Genomic DNA, 19,026 nt, shown 5'->3' with positions numbered 1-19,026 from the left:
GTCACACCCGCGTCGTGGCCTGCCGTACGCCACGGCCACGCGCTAGGGTCTGGCGCACAGGGCACGTTACTCATGGGTAAGGGGATCGGTATGCGGCTCGGGATCAACCTCGGCTACTGGGGTGCCGGGATGGACGCGGACAATCTGGCCGTCGCCCGGGAGGCGGACCGGCTCGGCTACGCCGTGTGCTGGGCGGCCGAGGCCTACGGTTCGGACGCGGCCACCGTGCTCGCCTGGGTCGCGGCGCAGACCGAGCGCATCGACGTCGGCTCGGCCATCTTCCAGATCCCCGCCCGGCAGCCGGCGATGACCGCGATGACCGCCGCCACGCTCGACTCCCTCTCCGGCGGCCGGTTCCGCCTCGGCCTCGGCGTCTCGGGCCCGCAGGTCTCCGAGGGCTGGTACGGCGTCAGGTTCGACAAGCCGCTGGCCCGCACCCGTGAGTACGTGGAGATCGTCCGCAGGGCCATGAGCCGCGAGCGGCTGACCTACGAAGGCGAGCACTGGACGCTGCCGCTGCCCGGCGGCCCCGGCAAGCCGATCAAGCTCACCGTGCACCCGCAGCGCGAGCACATCCCGCTCTACATCGCCGCGATCGGCCCCAAGAACCTTCAGCAGACCGGTGAGATCGCCGATGGCGCACTGCTCATCTTCCCCTCCTCCGACCACCTCGAGGAGACGGCCCTCAAGCACCTGCGCGCCGGCCGCGAGAAGGCCGGGCAGACCATGGACGGCTTCGACGTCTGCCCGACCCTGCCGCTCGCCCTCGGCGACGACAAGGACGTGGCGCGCCTCGCCGACACCTTCCGCCCCTACACCGCGCTCTACGTCGGCGGCATGGGCAGCCGCAAGCAGAACTTCTACAACCAGCTCGCGCAGCGCATGGGCTACGAGAAGGAGGCCGCCGAGATCCAGGACAAGTACCTGTCCGGCGACAAGGAGGGCGCCGCGGCCGCCGTCCCGCAGCAGCTCATCGACCAGACCACGCTGCTGGGCTCCGTCGACCGGATCGCGGACCGGATGCAGGCCTACGCGGCGGCCGGAGTCACCACGCTCACCCTGGCCCCCGCGGGCTTCACCCTGGACGAGCGGATCGCCGCGCTCCGCGCCGGCACCGAGGCCCTGGAGCGCGCCGGGCTGGCATAGCGGCACCCAGCGGCACCGAGGAGCGGTCGGAGCCCGTCGGCGGGTCTCCGCGGGTCTCCGCGGGCTTTCTGCGGCCGTGGTGGGGGCTCGGGGGGTCTTCCCCGCCACGGCCGTCACCGAGAACAACGCGCCCGGGACCGTGCGGTTACGCTCCCGTCGCAGCCGACCGCTCCGGCGTGCCGCTGCTCCGTTCGGCGCAGCCCGCTCCCGCACCTGTTGCGGCACCCCCGCACCCCCACTTGACTCGCCTTGACTCGGCCTTCGCGGCGGTCCGGCGGTCCGGCAGGGAGGTGGCCCACGATGCTCTCACCCAGGGGTCTGTTCCAGGAGGTCCTCGACCACGACGAGTCGTTCCGTCTGTTCTGCTCGATCGCCTCCGGCGGAGAGGCGCAGGGCGGCTGGGAGAACGGACGGATCGCCGCCCTCGTACCGGCGACCGCCCGCGAACTCGCCCCCAAGATCGCACGGCACGGGGCGGACGAGGACAAACACGGCCGGATCTTCCGCGCCCTGCTGAGGAGACGCGGGCTGGACCTCGTCGCGGTGCCCCCGGAGACCGACTACACCATGCTCCTGGAACGGCAGGGCATCGGCCTGGCCCACGACCGGCTCAGGTCCGACGAACCGCTCACCGACACCGACATCATCGTCTACCTCGCGCACAGCCGGGTCACCGAACAGCGCGCCTCCGAACAGATGGGCCTGCTGCGCCGGCACTTCGGCGACCACCCCGACCTGGGCCGCGCCGTGAAGATGATCGCGAGCGACGAGGACAATCACCTCGCCTACTGCCACGAGGAACTGCTCCGCCTCGCCGCCGCCGGACACGGCCGCACCATCCAGCGGATCCTGCGCGCCTGCGCGCTCGCCGAGATCCGCGTCCACCGCGACGTGAGCCTGGCCGTCATGGCCCGCATGGGCCGCATCCTCGGCTGGTCACGGAGGCGCTCCGCCCTCCTGGCGGCCGGCATCCACGTGGTCTACGCCTACGAACGCCTCGCGGGTTGGCGCCGCATGGTCACCCTCGCGATGCCCGAGCGGCGCGACGCCCTCGGTGACCCGCACACCCCGGCCCCCGAGTTCGCCTGAGCACAGCCGCCATCACCCCTGTCGTCGCCGACCCCGCCGTCACAGCCGGCTCTGCGTCACAGCCATCCCGCCGTCACAGCCATCCCCGCCGCTTGAACATCTGGTACAGCAGCACCTCCAGGACGGCCATCAGGGCGATCACCGCCGGATACGCCCAGATCCAGTGCAGCTCGGGCATGTGCTCGAAGTTCATGCCGTAGATGCCGGCGATCATGGTCGGGATCGCTGCCATGGCCGCCCACGCGGAGATCTTCCGCATGTCGTCGTTCTGCTGGACGCTGGTCTGCGCCAGATGCGCCGACAGGATGTCCGAGACCAGCCGGTCCAGGCTCTCCACGGACTCGTTGACCCGGGTGAGGTGGTCGCTGACGTCCCGGAAGAAGGGCCGCGCCTTGTCGTCCACGAACGGGACGGCCGTGGCGAAGGCGCTCTGGGCCGTGCCGCCGAGCCGGGACATCGGCAGTGCCAGTGGACCCGTGGCCCGCCGGAACTCGGTGATCTGGCGCTTGAAGTTGTAGATCCCGGACGCCGTGTGCCGGGTGCCGCCCCGCTCGGGGGAGAAGACCTCCGCCTCCAGCTCCTCCAGGTCGGTCTGCAACTCGGTCGCCACGTCCAGGTAGTGGTCGACGACCGAGTCGGCTATCGCGTACAACACCGCCGTCGGCCCCTTGCCGAGCATCTCCGGCTCCTGCTCCAGGCGGCGCCGTACGAGGCTCAGTCCGACACCCTCGCCGTGGCGGACCGTCACCACGAACGAGTCACCGAGGAAGATCATGATCTCGCCCGTCGAGACGGCGTCGCTGCGCGGCTCGTAGACCACCGGTTTCAGCACCACGAACAGCGAGTCGTCGTAGATCTCCATCTTGGGTCGCTGATGGGCCTTCAACGCGTCCTCCACCGCCAGCGGATGCAGTCCGAACTCGGCGCTGACCAGGTCGAACTCCTCCACGCTCGGCTCGTGCAGCCCCATCCACACAAACCCCCCGGCCGTCCGCGCCTCGGCCAGGGCGTCGGAGAAGTCCCGCGGACCCTCGGCGCGGTGCCCGTCACGGTAGATGCCACAGTCGACGATCACGGAGTGTGTTCCCCTTTCGTCCGGCCGACGCCGGAGCCGCCCGTACGCCTACCCTGGCCGCATGCCCACGCTGATCCTTGTCAGGCACGGACGTTCCACCGCCAACACCGCGGGCCTGCTCGCCGGCTGGACTCCCGGCGTCGCCCTCGACGAACGCGGCACCGAGCAGGCCGCCGCACTGCCCGGCCGGCTCGCCGGGCTGCCGATCACCGAGGTCGTCACCAGCCCGCTGCAACGCTGCCAGGAAACCGTACAGCCGCTCCTTGACGCCCGGCCGGGCCTGGCCGCGCACACCGACGAGCGGATCGGGGAGTGCCACTACGGCGACTGGTCCGGCCGCAAGCTCAGCGAGCTCAAGGACGAGCCGCTGATGGAGGTGGTGCAGGCGCATCCCTCGGCGGCGGCCTTCCCCGGCGGCGAGTCCCTGCGCGCGATGCAGACCCGCGCCGCCGAGGCCGTCCGCGAGTGGAACGCGCGCGTGGAGCGCGACCACGGCGCCGACGCGGTATACCTGATGTGCTCCCACGGTGACATCATCAAGTCCCTCGTCGCGGACGCGCTCGGCCTGCATCTCGACCTCTTCCAGCGGATCTCCGTCGAACCCTGTTCCGTCACCGCGATCCGCTACACCCGGCTGCGGCCGTTCCTCGTGCGGCTGGGCGACACCGGCGACTTCGCGTCCCTGGCGCCGCGCGAGGAGCCGCCCGGCGACGACGCACCGGTCGGAGGCGGCGCGGGCGCACCGTGATCGTCGGCCGCAGTAGGGTGAAGCGGTCCCCGTCGGCCTCCCGACCCCCAGCATCCGCCCGTTCCCACGATTCCCATGGAGACAGGACGTGTCCCGTCAGGTGTTCCTCTACGACCCCCCGGACCGTTTCGTGGCCGGCACGGTCGGACTGCCCGGGCGCCGTACGTTCTTCCTCCAGGCCACCGCCGGCTCCCGGGTGACCAGCGTGGCCCTGGAGAAGACCCAGGTCGCCGCGCTCGCCGAACGCATGGACGAGCTGCTTGACGAGGTCGTGCGCCGCAGCGGGGGCAACGCCTCCGTCCCCGCGATGGCGCCCACCGAGATCACCGACACCGCCCCGCTGGACAGCCCCATCGAGGAGGAGTTCCGCGTCGGCACCATGGCACTCGCCTGGGACGGCGAGGAGCAGCGCATGATCGTCGAGGCACAGGCCCTCGTCGAGCTCGACGCCGAGTCCGAGGAGGACCTCGCGGAGGCCGAGGAGCGGCTGCTCCAGGACGAGGAGAACGGCCCCCCGATGCTGCGGGTCCGTCTCACCGGCGCCCAGGCGAGGGCCTTCGCCAAACGCGCCCTCGACGTCGTCAACGCCGGGCGGCCGCCGTGCCCGCTGTGCAGCCTGCCCCTGGACCCGGAAGGACACGTATGTCCGCGCCAGAACGGATACCGCCGCGGGGCGTGACGCCCCCGCCCCACGCGGCCTCCGTCGAGCTGCTCTCCCACGGCGAGCTCACCGTGCGCGGCCGCATCCGCGACGCCTCGAACGCGGCGCTGTTCTGCACGATCGCCCACGACGGCCGGGAGGCGTCGTGCGTGTACAAGCCGGTCGCCGGGGAGCGCCCGCTGTGGGACTTCCCCGACGGCACCCTGGCCGGCCGCGAGGTGGCGGCCTACGAGGTCTCCGAGGCGACCGGCTGGGGCCTGATCCCGCCCACCGTGCTGCGCGACGGCCCGTACGGCGAGGGCATGGTCCAGCTGTGGATCGAGGCGACCACCGACGGCGACGGCGACGGTGACGGCGATGAGGGCGGCGACGCCGGGCTGCTCGCGCTGGTCGACGCCGAGGAACCCGGACCCGGCTGGAAGGCGATCGCCCTCGCCGAGGTCGGCGAGGGCCGCACGGCGCTGCTCGTGCACGCCGACGACGAGCGGCTGCGCCGGCTGGCCGTGCTCGACGCCGTGATCAACAACGCCGACCGCAAGGGCGGCCATCTGCTGCCCACCTCGCAGGGGCGGCTGTACGGCATCGACCACGGCGTCACCTTCAACGTCGAGAACAAGCTGCGCACCCTCCTGTGGGGCTGGGCGGGCGAGCCTCTGCCCCCGGAGGCCCTCGACGTCCTCAAGGGCCTCAAGGACGCCCTGAGCGACGGCGGCCGTCTCGCCGTCCGGCTGGCCGACCTGATCACCCCGGACGAGATCGACGCCACACGCGCGCGTGTGGACGCCCTCCTCGCCTCCGGCACCCACCCCGGACCGAACGGCGACTGGCCGGCGATCCCCTGGCCACCGGTGTAGCGGGGCCGCCCGGCGCGTGGCCAAGCACACGCGCCGGGATCCCGCAAGAGTGCCTTACCGGTCATCCGGAGCGGTCCGGTTCGTAGACGGGACCGCGGTCCGGTTACGCTCATGACATGCATGCCTGGCCCGCTTCCGAGGTCCCCGCCCTGCCAGGTCAGGGCCGCGACCTGAGGATCCACGACACAGCGACCGGGGGTCTGGTCTCCCTCCAGCCCGGTCCCGTCGCCCGTATCTACGTCTGCGGCATCACTCCGTACGACGCGACCCACATGGGTCACGCGGCGACCTACAACGCGTTCGACCTCGTTCAGCGCGTGTGGCTCGACACCAAGCGGCAGGTTCACTACGTCCAGAACGTCACCGACGTCGACGATCCGCTGCTGGAGCGGGCGCAGCGCGACGACGTCGACTGGGTGAAGCTGGCCGAGCAGGAGACGGCCCTGTTCCGCGAGGACATGACCGCCCTGCGAATGCTGCCCCCGAAGCACTACATAGGCGCCGTGGAGGCGATACCCGGCATCGTCCCGCTGGTCGAACGGCTGCGGGACCTGGGCGCCGCGTACGAACTCGACGGCGACGTCTACTTCTCCGTCGAGTCCGACCCGCACTTCGGCGAGGTCTCCCGCCTGGACGCCGCCGCGATGCGGCTGCTGTCCGCCGAGCGCGGCGGCGACCCCGACCGCCCCGGCAAGAAGAACCCGCTCGACCCGATGCTGTGGATGGCGGCCCGTGAGGGCGAGCCCAGCTGGGACGGCGGCTCGCTCGGCCGCGGCCGGCCCGGCTGGCACATCGAGTGCGTGGCCATCGCCCTCGACCACCTCGGCATGGGCTTCGACGTCCAGGGCGGCGGCTCCGACCTCGCCTTCCCGCACCACGAGATGGGCGCCTCGCACGCCCAGGTGCTCACCGGCGAGTTCCCCATGGCCAAGGCGTACGTCCACGCCGGCATGGTCGCGCTGGACGGCGAGAAGATGTCCAAGTCCAAGGGCAACCTGGTCTTCGTCTCGCGGCTGCGGCGCGACGGCGTCGACCCGGCCGCCATCCGGCTGGCGCTCCTCGCCCACCACTACCGTTCCGACTGGGAGTGGACCGACCAGGTCCTCCAGGACGCCGTGGCCCGGCTCGGCCGCTGGCGCTCCGCCGTCTCCCGGCCCGACGGCCCGTCCGCCGACGCGCTGGTCGAGGAGATCCGCGAGGCCCTCGCCGACGATCTGAACGCCCCGGCCGCGCTCGCCGCGGTCGACCGCTGGGCGGCGCTCCAGCAGGAGCGCGGCGGCACCGACACCGGTGCTCCGGGCCTGGTCTCGCGAGCGGTGGACGCCCTGCTGGGTGTGGCTGTCTGACGGCTCTCCGGCGGCCGGCACCCGGTCGCCGACGCCATCAGGGGCGGTGCGCTGTGCAGCGCACCGCCCCTGATGTCCGTCCTGGTCCGGTTCAGTCCTCCGGGGAGTCCTCGTCGTCGGCGTCCGGTCCCGTCTCCGGCCCCGTCTCGCTCTCCGGCCCCGTCCCGGTCTCCGGCTTCGGGGGCTTCGGCGGCCGGGTCCGTCCGCTGGGGCTGTCCCGCAGATAGGAGCCGCCCTCGCCGCCGTCCGCCGTGGCGTGCCCGCCGGACGACGGGCCGCCGCCGTCCCGGCGCCGCAGATACCGCTCGAACTCGCGGGCGATCGCCTCGCCCGACGCCTCGGGCAGCTCGGCGGTGTCCCGGGCCTCCTCCAGCGTCTGGACGTACTCGGCGACCTCGCTGTCCTCGGCGGCCAGCTGGTCCACGCCCACCTGCCAGGCGCGCGCGTCCTCCGGCAGCTCGCCCAGCGGGATCCGCAGGTCCAGCAGGTCCTCCAGGCGGTTGAGCAGGGCCAGCGTGGCCTTCGGGTTGGGCGGCTGCGAGACGTAGTGCGGGACGGCCGCCCACAGCGAGACCGCCGGGACGCCCGCGTGCGTGCAGGCCTCCTGCAGTACGCCGACGATGCCCGTGGGCCCCTCGTACTTGGTCTCCTCCAGGTCCATCCGGCGGGCCAGGTCCGTGTCGGACGTGGTCCCGCTGATCGGGACCGGACGTGTGTGCGGGGTGTCGCCGAGCAGCGCACCGAGGATGACCACCAGCTCCACGCCCAGTTCGTGCGCGAAGCCGAGCAGCTCGTTGCAGAACGAGCGCCAGCGCATGGACGGTTCGATCCCGCGCACGAGCACCAGGTCACGCGGCTTGTCGCCGCCGATCCGGACCACCGAAAGCCGTGTGGTCGGCCATGTGATCTTGCGCACGCCGCTGTCCATGAACACCGTGGGGCGGTTCACCTGGAAGTCGTAGTAGTCCTCGGCGTCCAGCGCCGCGAACACCTCGCCCTTCCACTCCCTCTCCAGATGCGCGACCGCGGTCGAGGCGGCGTCGCCGGCATCGTTCCAGCCCTCGAACGCGGCCACCATGACCGGGTCGATCAGCTCGGGAACCCCCTCGAGCTCGATCACCCAGTGCCTCCTTCCGACGTGCCCTCGCTTGACCCACCAACCTTACGGCGTGCCGCGGGGGCGCCCGCAGCCCCCTTGCACGGGGGAGTGAACGCATCACTGCCCCGTCCGAGACGGTCGAACACCCATGATCCAATACGCGGGGACCCCGAACGACGAGGGCCGGCCCCCGGTGCGGCGGGGGCCGGCCCTCGGTCCTCAGGCCGGCGGGGCCTGGCGCTGCCCCCCGGCGATCACGGTCACTTCCTGTCGAGCAGGTCCTGCACCTTGGCCCGCACCTCGTCCGTGGCCAGACCGCGTATCGTCAGCGTCGTACGGCGGCGCAGCACGTCGTCCGGCGTCTCGGCCCACTCGTGGTCCCGGGCCCACACGACCTGCGCCCAGATCTCCGGGGCGTCCGGGTGGACCCGCTCGCCCAGCTGCGGGTTCTCGTTGGCCAGGCGGGCGATGTCGAACGCCAGCGAGCCGTAGTGCGTGGCCAGGTGCCGGGCGGTGTCCGCGGCCATCCGCGGGCCGGGCGCCGGACGGTCCACCAGCAGCCGGTGCGCCACCGCGCGCGGGTTGGCGATGCCGGGCAGCGGCAGCTTCCTCGGCAGCGTCGAGATCGGCTCGAAGTCCTCGCCCAGCGGCCGGCCGGGCAGCGACTCCAGCTTCTTCATCACCGTGCGGCCGATGTGCCGGAAGGTCGTCCACTTGCCGCCCGCCACGGACAGCATGCCGCCCCTGCCCTCGGTGACCACGGTCTCGCGCTTGGCCTTGGCGGTGTCGCCGGGGCCGCCCGGCAGCACCCTGAGGCCCGCGAAGGCGTACGTGATCAGGTCGCGCTCGAGCTGCTGGTCGCGGACGGAGTACGCGGCCTCGTCGAGTATCTGCGCGATGTCCTTGTCGTTGACCGCGACGTCCGCGGGGTCGCCCTCGTACTCCTCGTCGGTGGTGCCGAGCAGCAGCATGTCCTCCCAGGGGAGGGCGAAGGTGATCCGGTACTTGTCGATCGGGGTGGCCAGCGCGGCCTTCCAGGGGGAGGTGCGCTTCAGGACCAGATGCGCGCCCTTCGACAGCCGGATGGACGGCGCGGCATTCGGGTCCTCCATCCTGCGCAGGTGGTCGACCCACGGGCCGGTCGCGTTCAGCACCAGCCGGGCGTCGACCCCGAACTCGTCACCGGACAGCCGGTCCTTCAGCTCGGCACCGGTGACCCGGCCCCTGGTGAAGCGCAGGCCGGTGACCTCGGCGTGGTTGAGGACGACCGCGCCCGACTCGACGGCCGCGCGGACCGTCATCAGCGCCATGCGCGCGTCGTTCATCTGGTCGTCGCCGTACACGGCGACGGCCTTGAGGTTCTCGGTGCGCAGCTCGGGCACGTCCTGCGCGGCCTTGGCCGGCGAGAGCAGGTGGCCCACGCCGTCACCGAACGCGGAGAGCGCGGAGTAGGCGAACACGCCCGCCCCGAGCTTCGCCGCGCCGTGCGGCCCGCCCTTGTACACGGGGAGGTAGAAGGTGAGCGGGTTCGCCAGGTGGGGGGCCACCTGGCGGGAGACCGCACGGCGCTCGAAGTGGTTCTCCGCCACCAGCTTCACCGCGCCGGTCTGCAGATAGCGCAGACCGCCGTGGAGCAGCTTGGAGGAGGCGGAGGAGGTGGCGCCGGCGAAGTCGCCGGCGTCGACCAGGGCCACCCTGAGTCCGGACTGCGCGGCGTGCCAGGCGGTGGAGATGCCCAGGATGCCGCCGCCGATCACGAGGAGGTCGTACGTCGCCTTGGAGAGCTGCTCCCGGGTCTCGGCGCGGCTCGCGTGGGAGCCGGAGGCCGGACGCGTCCCCAGGGCAGGCACGGACTGCAGGGTGGACTGACTGGTCATTGCGGTTTCTTACTCCTCGTCCTCGAGCCAGCCCATGGTCCGCTCGACGGCCTTGAGCCAGCTCTTGTACTCACGGTCGCGGGTCTCCGCGTCCATGCGGGGGGTCCACTCGGCGGCCCGGCGCCAGTTGGCGCGCAGGTCGTCGGTGCTGGTCCAGAAGCCGACGGCGAGACCGGCGGCGTAGGCGGCGCCGAGGCAGGTGGTCTCGGCGACCATGGGGCGCACCACGGGGGCGTCCAGGACGTCCGAGAGCGTCTGCATCAGCAGGTTGTTGGCGGTCATGCCGCCGTCGACCTTGAGGGTGGACAGCTCGACGCCGGAGTCCTTGGTCATGGCGTCGGCGATCTCCCGGGTCTGCCAGGCGGTGGCCTCCAGGACGGCGCGCGCGAGGTGTGCCTTGGTGACGTACCGGGTCAGGCCGGCGATCACACCGCGGGCGTCGGAGCGCCAGTGCGGGGCGAACAGGCCGGAGAAGGCCGGCACGAAGTAGGCGCCGCCGTTGTCCTCGACCGAGAGCGCGAGCGTCTCGATCTCGGCGGCGGTGGAGATCAGGCCCATCTGGTCGCGCATCCACTGCACCAGCGAGCCGGTGACGGCGATCGAGCCCTCCAGGGCGTAGACCGTGTCCTGTTCGCCGATCTTGTAACCGACGGTGGTCAGCAGGCCCGCGTAGGAGTTGATGATCTTGTCGCCGGTGTTCATCACCATGAAGGTGCCGGTGCCGTACGTGGACTTGGTCTCGCCCTCGGAGAAGCAGGTCTGGCCGAACAGGGCCGCCTGCTGGTCGCCGAGCGCGGAGGCCACCGGGATGCCGCCGAGCAGGTCGCCCAGCTTGCCGCCGGTGATCTCGCCGTAGACCTCGGCGGAGGAGCGGATCTCCGGCAGGATCTGCATGGGGACGCCGATCGACTCGCAGATCTTTTCGTCCCACTCCATGGTGTGGAGGTTCATCAGCATGGTGCGGGAGGCGTTGGTCACGTCGGTGACGTGCTTGCCGCCGTCGGTGCCACCGGTCAGGTTCCAGATGACCCAGGTGTCCATGGTGCCGAAGAGGATGTCGCCCGCCTCGGCGCGCTCCTTGAGGCCCTCGACGTTGTCGAGCAGCCAGCGGGCCTTGGGACCGGCGAAGTAGGAGGCGAGGGGAAGGCCGGTCTCGCGGCGGAAGCGGTCCTGGCCGACGTTGCGGCCGAGCTCCCTGCACAGGGCGTCGGTGCGGGTGTCCTGCCAGACGATGGCGTTGTGGACGGGCTCACCGGTGTTCCTGTCCCACAGCACGGTGGTCTCGCGCTGGTTGGTGATGCCGATGGCCTTGATGTCGTCGCGGGTGATGCCGGCCTTCTCGATGGCGCCGGCGACGACCTCCTGGACGTTGGTCCAGATCTCGGCGGCGTCGTGCTCGACCCAGCCCGGCTTGGGGAAGATCTGCTCGTGCTCCTTCTGGTCGACGGAGACGATCCGGCCGTCCCGGTCGAAGACGATGCAGCGCGAGGAGGTGGTGCCCTGGTCGATGGCGGCGATGAACGGGCCGTGCCCGTGGGATGCGATGCCGGCGGTGTGGGCGTCGGTCACTGTGTGCTCCTGAGGGTCCTGAGGTCCTGAAGGTCCGTGGTCCGTGGTCGGTGATCAGTGGTGCTGAAGTACGGCGCGGTGGTGCGGACGCATGGGGTCGGCCGCGGCGCTCGCCGCCCGGGGGCCGCGAGCGCGGCGGTCGTCAGGCGAACGCGACGTTGTAGATGCCGGCGCCGATCGCCCCGCCGATCAGCGGGCCGACCACCGGGATCCAGGCGTAGCTCCAGTCGGAGCCGCCCTTGTTGGGCAGCGGCAGCAGCGCGTGCACGATGCGCGGGCCGAGGTCACGGGCCGGGTTGATGGCGTAGCCCGTGGGGCCGCCGAGCGACAGACCGATCGAGACGACGACGAACGCGGTGATCAGGCCGCCGAGGACACCGAGGCCGTCGCCCTTGGCGTTCAGGCCCTGGGTGAGGACCGCCAGGATCAGCACGACGGTGCCGATGATCTCGGTGGCGAGGTTCTGCACCACGTTTCTGATCTCCGGGCCGGTCGAGAAGATGCCGAGCACCGGGCCGGCGCCCTTCTCCTGGGCCTCGACCGCCTTGGCGGCGGTGGCCTGCGCACCCGGACCTCCGACGATCTCCTTGTCGGTCAGGTGGGCGTGGAACTGGCCGTAGTAGGCGACCCACACCAGGGCCGCGCCGATCATGGCGCCGAGCAGCTGACCGGCGAAGTAGATCGGCACGTCCGACCAGTCGCCGTCCTTGATGGCGAGGGCAACCGTCACAGCCGGGTTCAGGTGGGCCCCGGACAGCGGGCCCGAGATGTACACGGCCGTCATCACGGCGAAACCCCACCCGAAGGCGATGGCGAGCCAGCCGGCGTTACGGGCCTTGGAGGCCTTCAGGGTGACGGCGGCACACACGCCGCCGCCGAGCAGGATGAGTATGGCGGTACCGATGGTCTCGCCGATGAAGATGTCGGAGCTGGACACCCGCGACTCCTTTGTCCTTCGTCCAGGGGTAGCCGAACCCCGGGTCCCTCCGGGGGTCTGGCGCCCTCGGGGGTGAGAGCGATGCCGGCCCTTGGCGCTGCCACACTCTAGCGCGTATTGCCGCAAGGTGTTCGACAATGCCGACCGATGGACGCGAGTCTCACCTCGCCGTGACACAGGCGTCAAGAGTTCTGTAGTCGAAAGCACGATCGTTACTGATCGCCGGGTCGGGAGCCGTTCGCCGCGGGCACGCGAAAGTCCGCCGCGGGCATGCGAAAGGCCGGCACACCGACGGTGTACCGGCCTGTCGTGGTCTTCTCGTGGTCTTCTCGCGGTCTTCCGCGGCTCTTCTCGCGGCGCTCAGAACCGCCCGGCGCCCAGATCCCGCGAGACGGCGCGGGCGCAGTCCCGCACGGCCGCGATCAGCTCGGGACGCAGCTCGCCGTCCCGGCGCACCCGCTCCACCGCTCCGGTGATCCCGACGGCGCCGACCGGCATCCTGCGCCGGTCGTGGATGGGCGCCGCGATGGACGCGACGCCCTCCCAGGTCTCCTCCACGTCGGCCGCGTACCCCCGCGCGCGCGTGAGGTCGAGGATGTGCTCGAAGTCCTCCATGTCGCACACCGTCCGGTCCGTGAACGCCTTGCGGTCGGCCTCCACCGCCTCGCTGTGCGCGACCGGGTCGTACGCCGACAGGACCTTGCCCAGGGCCGTGGAGTGCAGGGGCTGCATCGCCCCGATCTCCAGCACCTGCCGGCTGTCGTCCGGGCGGAAGACGTGGTGCACGATCAGCACGCCCTGCTGGTGCAGCACCCCCAGGTAGACGCTCTCACCGCTGGAGCGCGCCAGGTCGTCCGTCCACACCAGGGCGCGTGCCCGCAGCTCGTGCACGTCGAGGTACGTGGTGCCCAGGCGCAGCAGCTCCGCGCCGAGCTGGTAGCGGCCGGAGGCGTCGTCCTGCTCCACGAACCCCTCCTGCTGGAGGGTGCGCAGTATGCCGTGGGCGGTGCCTTTGGCGAGGCCCAGAGAAGAGGCGATGTCCGACAGGCCGAGCCGTCGTTCGCCGCCCGCGAGCAAGCGCAGCATCGCGGCCGCCCGTTCGAGCGACTGGATGTTCCGTGCCATCGCCGTCCTGCCTCCGTCCCCTTCGACCGCCGGCGGTCGACCTCGTCTGCCGCCGTTCGGCAATGTCGAACACTACCGGTCCTTGTCGACTCTCCGCTAATGGTCGGTCGACACCTGTTACGAGCCGGGCCTCCGGCGGGTGGCCCGGCGGTCATCCTCGTCCGCGTGGTGGACGCCCCGACCATCGGGTGGCGGACCCGGCTAGGCTTGCCGCGTGCGCCTTCCTCGGGAGGCTCCGGTGTGAGTCCTCGCGAACCACCTGGGAAGGCGCAAAGCCGACAGCCGTCGCACCTAAGGGAGCCCCTTCATGGCCTCGTTGCCGCCGACCCCTTCCGCCGACAGCCGGACCCGTGTGTCCGCCCTCCGCGAGGCGCTCGCCACCCGAGTGGTGGTGGCCGACGGAGCGATGGGCACCATGCTCCAGGCCCAGGAGCCCACGCTCGAGGACTTCCAGACCCTGGAAGGCTGCAACGAGATTCTGAACCTGACCCGGCCCGACATCGTCCGTTCGGTCCACGACGCCTACTTCGCGGCGGACGTCGACTGCGTGGAGACCAACACCTTCGGCGCCAACCACACGGCGGCGGCGGAGTACGAGATCTCCGACCGGGTCCACGAGCTGTCCGAGGCGGGCGCCCGTATCGCCCGCGAGGTCGCCGACGAGTACGCCGCCCGCGACGGCCGCACCCGCTGGGTGCTCGGCTCGATCGGCCCCGGCACCAAGCTGCCCACCCTCGGCCACGTCGGCTACACCACCATTCGCGACGGCTACCAGGCCAACGCCGAAGGTCTGCTGGCGGGCGGCGCGGACGCGCTGATCGTGGAGACCACGCAGGACCTGCTGCAGACGAAGGCGTCGGTGCTGGGCGCCCGCCGGGCCATGGAGGCCGCCGGCATCGAGGTGCCGCTGCTGGTGTCGATGGCGTTCGAGACGACCGGCACGATGCTGCTCGGCTCGGAGATCGGCGCGGCGCTGACCGCGCTGGAGCCGCTCGGCATCGACATGATCGGCCTGAACTGCTCCACCGGCCCGGCGGAGATGAGCGAGCACCTGCGCTACCTCACCCGCCACTCCCGTATCCCGCTGCTGTGCATGCCGAACGCGGGTCTGCCGGTGCTGACCAAGGACGGCGCGCACTTCCCGCTGGACCCGGAGGGCCTCGCGGACGCGCAGGAGAACTTCGTCCGCGACTACGGCCTGTCGCTGGTGGGCGGCTGCTGCGGTACGACGCCGGAGCATCTGCGGCAGCTGGTGGAGCGGGTGCGGGAGCTGGCCCCGGTGGAGCGCAGCCCGCGCCCGGAGCCGGGCGCCGCCTCCCTCTACCAGACCGTCCCCTTCCGCCAGGACACGTCGTACCTGGCGATCGGGGAGCGGACGAACGCCAACGGGTCGAAGAAGTTCCGTGAGGCCATGCTCGAGGGCCGCTGGGACGACTGTGTGGAGATGGCCCGGGAGCAGATCCGCGAGGGCGCGCACATGCTCGACCTGTGCGTGGACTACGTCGGCCGGGACGGCGTCGCCGACATGGCCGAGCTGGCCGGACGGTTCGCCACCGCCTCCACGCTGCCGATCGTGCTGGACTCCACCGAGGTCGACGTGATCGAGGCCGGGCTGGAGAAGCTGGGCGGCCGCGCGGTGATCAACTCCGTCAACTACGAGGACGGCGACGGCCCCGAGTCGCGGTTCGCGAAGGTCACGAAGCTGGCCCGGGAGCACGGTGCGGCGCTGATCGCGCTGACCATCGACGAGGAGGGCCAGGCCCGTACCGCCGAGAAGAAGGTCGAGATCGCCGAGCGGCTGATCGACGACCTGACCGGCAACTGGGGCATCCTCGAGGAGGACATCCTCGTGGACTGCCTGACCTTCACCATCTGCACCGGCCAGGAGGAGTCCCGCAAGGACGGCCTGGCCACCATCGAGGGCATCCGCGAGCTGAAGAAGCGGCACCCGAAGGTGCAGACGACCCTCGGTCTGTCGAACATCTCCTTCGGCCTGAACCCGGCCGCCCGCATCCTGCTGAACTCCGTCTTCCTGGACGAGTGCGTCAAGGCCGGCCTGGACTCGGCGATCGTCCACGCGAGCAAGATCCTGCCGATCGCCCGCTTCGACGAGGAGCAGGTCACCACCGCCCTGGACCTGATCTACGACCGCCGCCGCGAGGGCTACGACCCGCTGCAGAAGCTCATGCAGCTGTTCGAGGGCGCCACCGCCAAGTCCCTGAAGGCGGGCAAGGCCGAGGAGCTGGCCGCGCTGCCGCTGGAGGAGCGGCTGAAGCGGCGCATCATCGACGGCGAACGCAACGGCCTGGAACCCGACCTGGACGAGGCGCTGCAGAGCCGCAAGGCGCTGGACATCGTCAACGACACCCTGCTGGACGGCATGAAGGTCGTCGGTGAGCTGTTCGGCTCCGGGCAGATGCAGCTGCCGTTCGTGCTCCAGTCCGCCGAGGTCATGAAGGCCGCCGTCGCCCACCTCGAGCCGCACATGGAGAAGACCGACGAGGCCGGCAAGGGCACCATCGTGCTGGCCACCGTGCGCGGCGACGTGCACGACATCGGCAAGAACCTGGTCGACATCATCCTGTCCAACAACGGCTACAACGTGGTCAACCTGGGCATCAAGCAGCCGGTCTCGGCGATCCTGGAGGCCGCCGACGAGCACAAGGCGGACGTGATCGGCATGTCCGGGCTGCTGGTGAAGTCCACGGTGATCATGAAGGAGAACCTGGAGGAGCTCAACGCCCGCGGCCTGGCCGCCCGCTTCCCGGTCATCCTCGGCGGCGCCGCCCTGACCCGGGCGTACGTGGAGCAGGACCTGCACGAGCTGTACCAGGGCGAGGTCCGCTACGCCCGCGACGCCTTCGAGGGCCTGCGCCTGATGGACGCCCTGATCGGCGTCAAGCGCGGCGTGCCCGGCGCCAAGCTGCCCGAACTGCGGCAGCGGCGGGTCCGCGCCACCGCGGCGGTGGTGGAGGAGGACCAGCGGCCGCAGGAGGGCCATGTCCGCTCGGACGTGGCCACCGACAACCCGGTCCCGGAGCCTCCGTTCTGGGGCACCCGGGTGGTCAAGGGCATCCCGCTGAAGGACTACGCGTCCTGGCTGGACGAGGGCGCCCTCTTCAAGGGCCAGTGGGGCCTGCGCCAGGCCCGTACCGGCGACGGGCCGACGTACGAGGAGCTGGTGGAGACCGAGGGCCGGCCCCGGCTGCGCGGCCTCCTCGACCGGCTCCAGACGGAGAACCTGCTGGAGGCGGCCGTCGTCCACGGCTACTTCCCCTGCGTGTCCAAGGACGACGACCTGATCGTCCTGGACGAGCAGGGCAACGAGCGCACCCGGTTCACCTTCCCGCGCCAGCGCCGCGGCCGCCGCCTGTGCCTGGCGGACTTCTTCCGCCCGGAGGAGTCCGGGGAGCGGGACGTCGTCGGCTTCCAGGTCGTCACCGTCGGCTCGAAGATCGGCGAGGAGACGGCCCGGCTGTTCGCGTCCGACTCCTACCGTGAGTATCTGGAGCTGCACGGTCTGTCCGTGCAGCTGGCCGAGGCGCTCGCCGAGTACTGGCACGCACGCGTCCGCGCCGAGCTGGGCTTCGCCGGGGAGGACCCGAGCGACATCGAGGACATGTTCGCCCTGAAGTACCGGGGAGCCCGTTTCTCCCTCGGCTACGGCGCCTGCCCCGACCTGGAGGACCGTGCCAAGATCGCCGCGCTCCTGGAGCCCGAGCGGATCGGGGTGCACCTCTCCGAGGAGTTCCAGCTGCACCCCGAGCAGTCCACCGACGCCATCGTGATCCACCACCCGGAGGCGAAGTACTTCAACGCACGCTGAGACCGCTGAACAGGGGACATCCCGGCCGGGCGTGGTCTCGACGAGGCGTTCGTCCCTTGCACGTCGTACACTGGTCGGTCCACTGCAGGCCGGTTCCCCGCGCGGGAACCGGCCTGATCGTCCCTCAAGGAGGTACGCCGGATGACCAGTACGGTCCCCGCGCTAGGCACCCGAACGGCCGAAGGCTCCGCCCTGCAGGCCGTGCTCCTCGACATGGACGGAACCCTGGTGGACACGGAGGGTTTCTGGTGGGACGTCGAGGTCGAGGTGTTCGCGGCCCTCGGCCACACGCTCGACGAGGCATGGAGACATGTCGTCGTCGGCGGCCCCATGACCCGCAGCGCGGGCTTCCTCATCGAGGCCACCGGCGCCGCCATCACCCTCGCCGAGCTCACGGTGCTGCTCAACCAGGGCTTCGAGGATCGTATCGACCGCGCCCTGCCGCTGATGCCGGGCGCGGCGCGGCTGCTGGCCGAACTGTCGGCGCACGAGATCCCCACCGCCCTGGTCTCCGCCTCCCACCGGCGCATCATCGACCGCGTCATGATCTCGCTCGGCCCCGAGCACTTCTCCTTCTCGGTGGCCGGTGACGAGGTGGCGCGCACCAAGCCGCACCCGGACCCCTATCTGCTGGCCGCCACCCGCCTGGGAGCGGATCCGGCCAGGTGCGCGGTCGTCGAGGACACCGCCACCGGGGTCGCCGCGGCCGAGGCCGCCGGCTGCCGTGTGGTCGCCGTCCCCTCCGTGGCCCCCATCCCCCCGGCACCCCGGCGCACCGTCGTGACCTCGCTCGAAGAGGTCGACCTGCCCTTCCTCCAGGGGCTGATGACGTACCTGGGCTAGGGGGTGTCTCGCCGATCATGCCGGGCTCGCGGCGCCTGGCACCGCACCTCGCCGCGTTGTCGTCGGTCGCCGATGCTCCGCATCGGCTCCCTCCTCCGCCTTGCGATGTTCCCCCACTGCCTGAACGGCGTGGGAGGTGCCCCCACCACCAGCCACCGCTCCCTGATCCGGCCTGATCGACGAGACACCCCCTAGGCCCGAGCAGGACCCCGGTCGCGGGATGACCGAATCCCGATACCCCCGCGTCGAGTTAGTGGTGTGACGTTCGCCACTCGATGGGGGGTCGACAGGGGCGTCGGTGTGTGCAGCCCCCCTCGCACGAGGAGCCGTCCACGCGTCTTTGTGTCCCGATTGATGAGAGGCTGCACGAATCATTCCAGTGGCGCGTTTTCGGTGCGTCCACACCCGATTCCGCTGCGTGATGGCGACTCAACTCCGGTGGCCGCGAACCCTTCTGCGGGCGCGGACTAATCTCGTCGCGAGAACATCGCCCCACTCCCGTGAACGGCCGCACCACCCCTGCATGCCGGGTACACGGACATGACAGCCCTGGAGAAACTCGAGCATGAACCGCAAGACTTTGGTGCTGCCGGCCGTGGCCGGTCTGCTCGCGCCGGTACTCGCCGCGTGCGGCGGGTCCGACAGCGGCAGCCAGAGTGGCGACGCCATCGTCGTCGGCACCACGGACCGGTTCGCCGCCTCCAAGGAAGCCCCCGCGCCCCTCGACCCGGCGTGGGCCTACGACGCCGGTCTGTGGAACGTCCTGCGCCAGACGGTGCAGACCCTGATGATCATGCCCAAGGGCGACGGCAACCCCGTCCCCGAGGCCGC

At 71.2% G+C, this 19,026-nt stretch carries 14 protein-coding genes and 1 pseudogene; 9 read left to right on the top strand and 6 right to left on the bottom strand.

Annotated elements, in window-relative coordinates; all coding sequences use genetic code 11:
- The first annotated feature begins 90 nt into the window (after positions 1-90).
- Complete coding sequence (locus IE318_RS29440; RefSeq protein WP_030179236.1) at positions 91-1,146, top strand: LLM class F420-dependent oxidoreductase; 1,056 nt, start codon at positions 91-93, stop codon at positions 1,144-1,146.
- A 300-nt stretch (positions 1,147-1,446) separates the two neighbouring features.
- Entirely contained in the window at positions 1,447-2,235 is a 789-nt protein-coding gene (locus IE318_RS29435; RefSeq protein ID WP_189905225.1) for a ferritin-like domain-containing protein, read from the top strand.
- A 73-nt stretch (positions 2,236-2,308) separates the two neighbouring features.
- Here IE318_RS29435 and corA read toward each other — a convergent pair whose 3' ends face one another.
- Positions 2,309-3,310 carry a magnesium/cobalt transporter CorA gene (gene corA / locus IE318_RS29430; RefSeq protein WP_189905223.1) on the bottom strand — a complete coding sequence of 334 codons (1,002 nt, stop codon included), beginning with the start codon at positions 3,308-3,310 and terminating at the stop codon, positions 2,309-2,311.
- A gap of 61 nt (positions 3,311-3,371) precedes the next feature.
- Here corA and IE318_RS29425 point away from each other — a divergent pair, with 61 nt between their 5' ends.
- The 4 genes from IE318_RS29425 (at position 3,372) to mshC (ending at position 6,919) form a co-directional block, all read left to right on the top strand.
- Entirely contained in the window at positions 3,372-4,058 is a 687-nt protein-coding gene (locus IE318_RS29425; RefSeq protein WP_189905221.1) for a histidine phosphatase family protein, read from the top strand.
- A gap of 88 nt (positions 4,059-4,146) precedes the next feature.
- A complete protein-coding gene (locus IE318_RS29420; protein WP_189905219.1) occupies positions 4,147-4,737 on the top strand; it encodes a DUF3090 domain-containing protein in 591 nt (196 codons plus the stop codon).
- Positions 4,701-5,573 (top strand): SCO1664 family protein, encoded by an 873-nt coding sequence (locus IE318_RS29415; RefSeq protein WP_189905217.1) that lies wholly within the window; start codon positions 4,701-4,703, stop codon positions 5,571-5,573. The genes IE318_RS29420 and IE318_RS29415 overlap by 37 nt, the downstream gene beginning before the upstream one ends.
- 116 nt (positions 5,574-5,689) lie before the next feature.
- Positions 5,690-6,919 (top strand): cysteine--1-D-myo-inosityl 2-amino-2-deoxy-alpha-D-glucopyranoside ligase, encoded by a 1,230-nt coding sequence (gene mshC / locus IE318_RS29410; RefSeq protein ID WP_189905215.1) that lies wholly within the window; start codon positions 5,690-5,692, stop codon positions 6,917-6,919.
- 91 nt (positions 6,920-7,010) lie between these two features.
- Here the strand turns inward: mshC and IE318_RS29405 are convergent, their stop codons facing one another.
- From IE318_RS29405 to IE318_RS29385, 5 genes are all read right to left on the bottom strand, one after another.
- Positions 7,011-8,039, bottom strand: coding sequence for a PAC2 family protein (locus IE318_RS29405; RefSeq protein ID WP_189905213.1), 1,029 nt, complete (start codon positions 8,037-8,039; stop codon positions 7,011-7,013).
- Positions 8,040-8,278: 239 nt separating this feature from the next.
- Positions 8,279-9,895, bottom strand: coding sequence for a glycerol-3-phosphate dehydrogenase/oxidase (locus IE318_RS29400; RefSeq protein ID WP_030179216.1), 1,617 nt, complete (start codon positions 9,893-9,895; stop codon positions 8,279-8,281).
- A 9-nt stretch (positions 9,896-9,904) separates the two neighbouring features.
- A complete protein-coding gene (gene glpK / locus IE318_RS29395) occupies positions 9,905-11,464 on the bottom strand; it encodes a glycerol kinase GlpK (RefSeq protein WP_189905211.1) in 1,560 nt (519 codons plus the stop codon).
- 142 nt (positions 11,465-11,606) lie between these two features.
- Entirely contained in the window at positions 11,607-12,401 is a 795-nt protein-coding gene (locus tag IE318_RS29390) for an MIP/aquaporin family protein (RefSeq protein WP_030179213.1), read from the bottom strand.
- Positions 12,402-12,761: 360 nt separating this feature from the next.
- Positions 12,762-13,526 carry an IclR family transcriptional regulator gene (locus IE318_RS29385; protein ID WP_030179212.1) on the bottom strand — a complete coding sequence of 255 codons (765 nt, stop codon included), beginning with the start codon at positions 13,524-13,526 and terminating at the stop codon, positions 12,762-12,764.
- Between the two features lie 307 nt (positions 13,527-13,833).
- Here IE318_RS29385 and metH point away from each other — a divergent pair, with 307 nt between their 5' ends.
- The 3 genes and pseudogenes from metH to IE318_RS29370 form a co-directional block, all read left to right on the top strand.
- Positions 13,834-17,352, top strand: coding sequence for a methionine synthase (metH, locus tag IE318_RS29380; RefSeq protein WP_189905209.1), 3,519 nt, complete (start codon positions 13,834-13,836; stop codon positions 17,350-17,352).
- A gap of 141 nt (positions 17,353-17,493) precedes the next feature.
- Entirely contained in the window at positions 17,494-18,195 is a 702-nt protein-coding gene (locus tag IE318_RS29375; protein WP_189905207.1) for an HAD family hydrolase, read from the top strand.
- A 565-nt stretch (positions 18,196-18,760) separates the two neighbouring features.
- Positions 18,761-19,026 (top strand): annotated as a pseudogene (locus IE318_RS29370) (ABC transporter substrate-binding protein); the annotation flags it as partial.

This window comes from Streptomyces spiralis, assembly GCF_014654675.1.
GTDB classification, from domain to species: domain Bacteria; phylum Actinomycetota; class Actinomycetes; order Streptomycetales; family Streptomycetaceae; genus Streptomyces; species Streptomyces spiralis.
Note: the sequence above shows the minus strand (reverse complement) of the source record. Positions and strands in the feature narration are given on the sequence as shown.

Coding starts and splice junctions, on each gene's coding strand:
- mshC (WP_189905215.1), top strand. CDS start 5,690: ATGCATGCCTGGCCCGCTTCCGAGGTCCCCGCCCTGCCAGGTCAGGGC.
- IE318_RS29375 (WP_189905207.1), top strand. CDS start 17,494: ATGACCAGTACGGTCCCCGCGCTAGGCACCCGAACGGCCGAAGGCTCC.
- IE318_RS29440 (WP_030179236.1), top strand. CDS start 91: ATGCGGCTCGGGATCAACCTCGGCTACTGGGGTGCCGGGATGGACGCG.
- IE318_RS29400 (WP_030179216.1), bottom strand. CDS start 9,895: ATGACCAGTCAGTCCACCCTGCAGTCCGTGCCTGCCCTGGGGACGCGT.
- metH (WP_189905209.1), top strand. CDS start 13,834: ATGGCCTCGTTGCCGCCGACCCCTTCCGCCGACAGCCGGACCCGTGTG.
- IE318_RS29435 (WP_189905225.1), top strand. CDS start 1,447: ATGCTCTCACCCAGGGGTCTGTTCCAGGAGGTCCTCGACCACGACGAG.
- IE318_RS29385 (WP_030179212.1), bottom strand. CDS start 13,526: ATGGCACGGAACATCCAGTCGCTCGAACGGGCGGCCGCGATGCTGCGC.
- IE318_RS29425 (WP_189905221.1), top strand. CDS start 3,372: ATGCCCACGCTGATCCTTGTCAGGCACGGACGTTCCACCGCCAACACC.
- IE318_RS29415 (WP_189905217.1), top strand. CDS start 4,701: ATGTCCGCGCCAGAACGGATACCGCCGCGGGGCGTGACGCCCCCGCCC.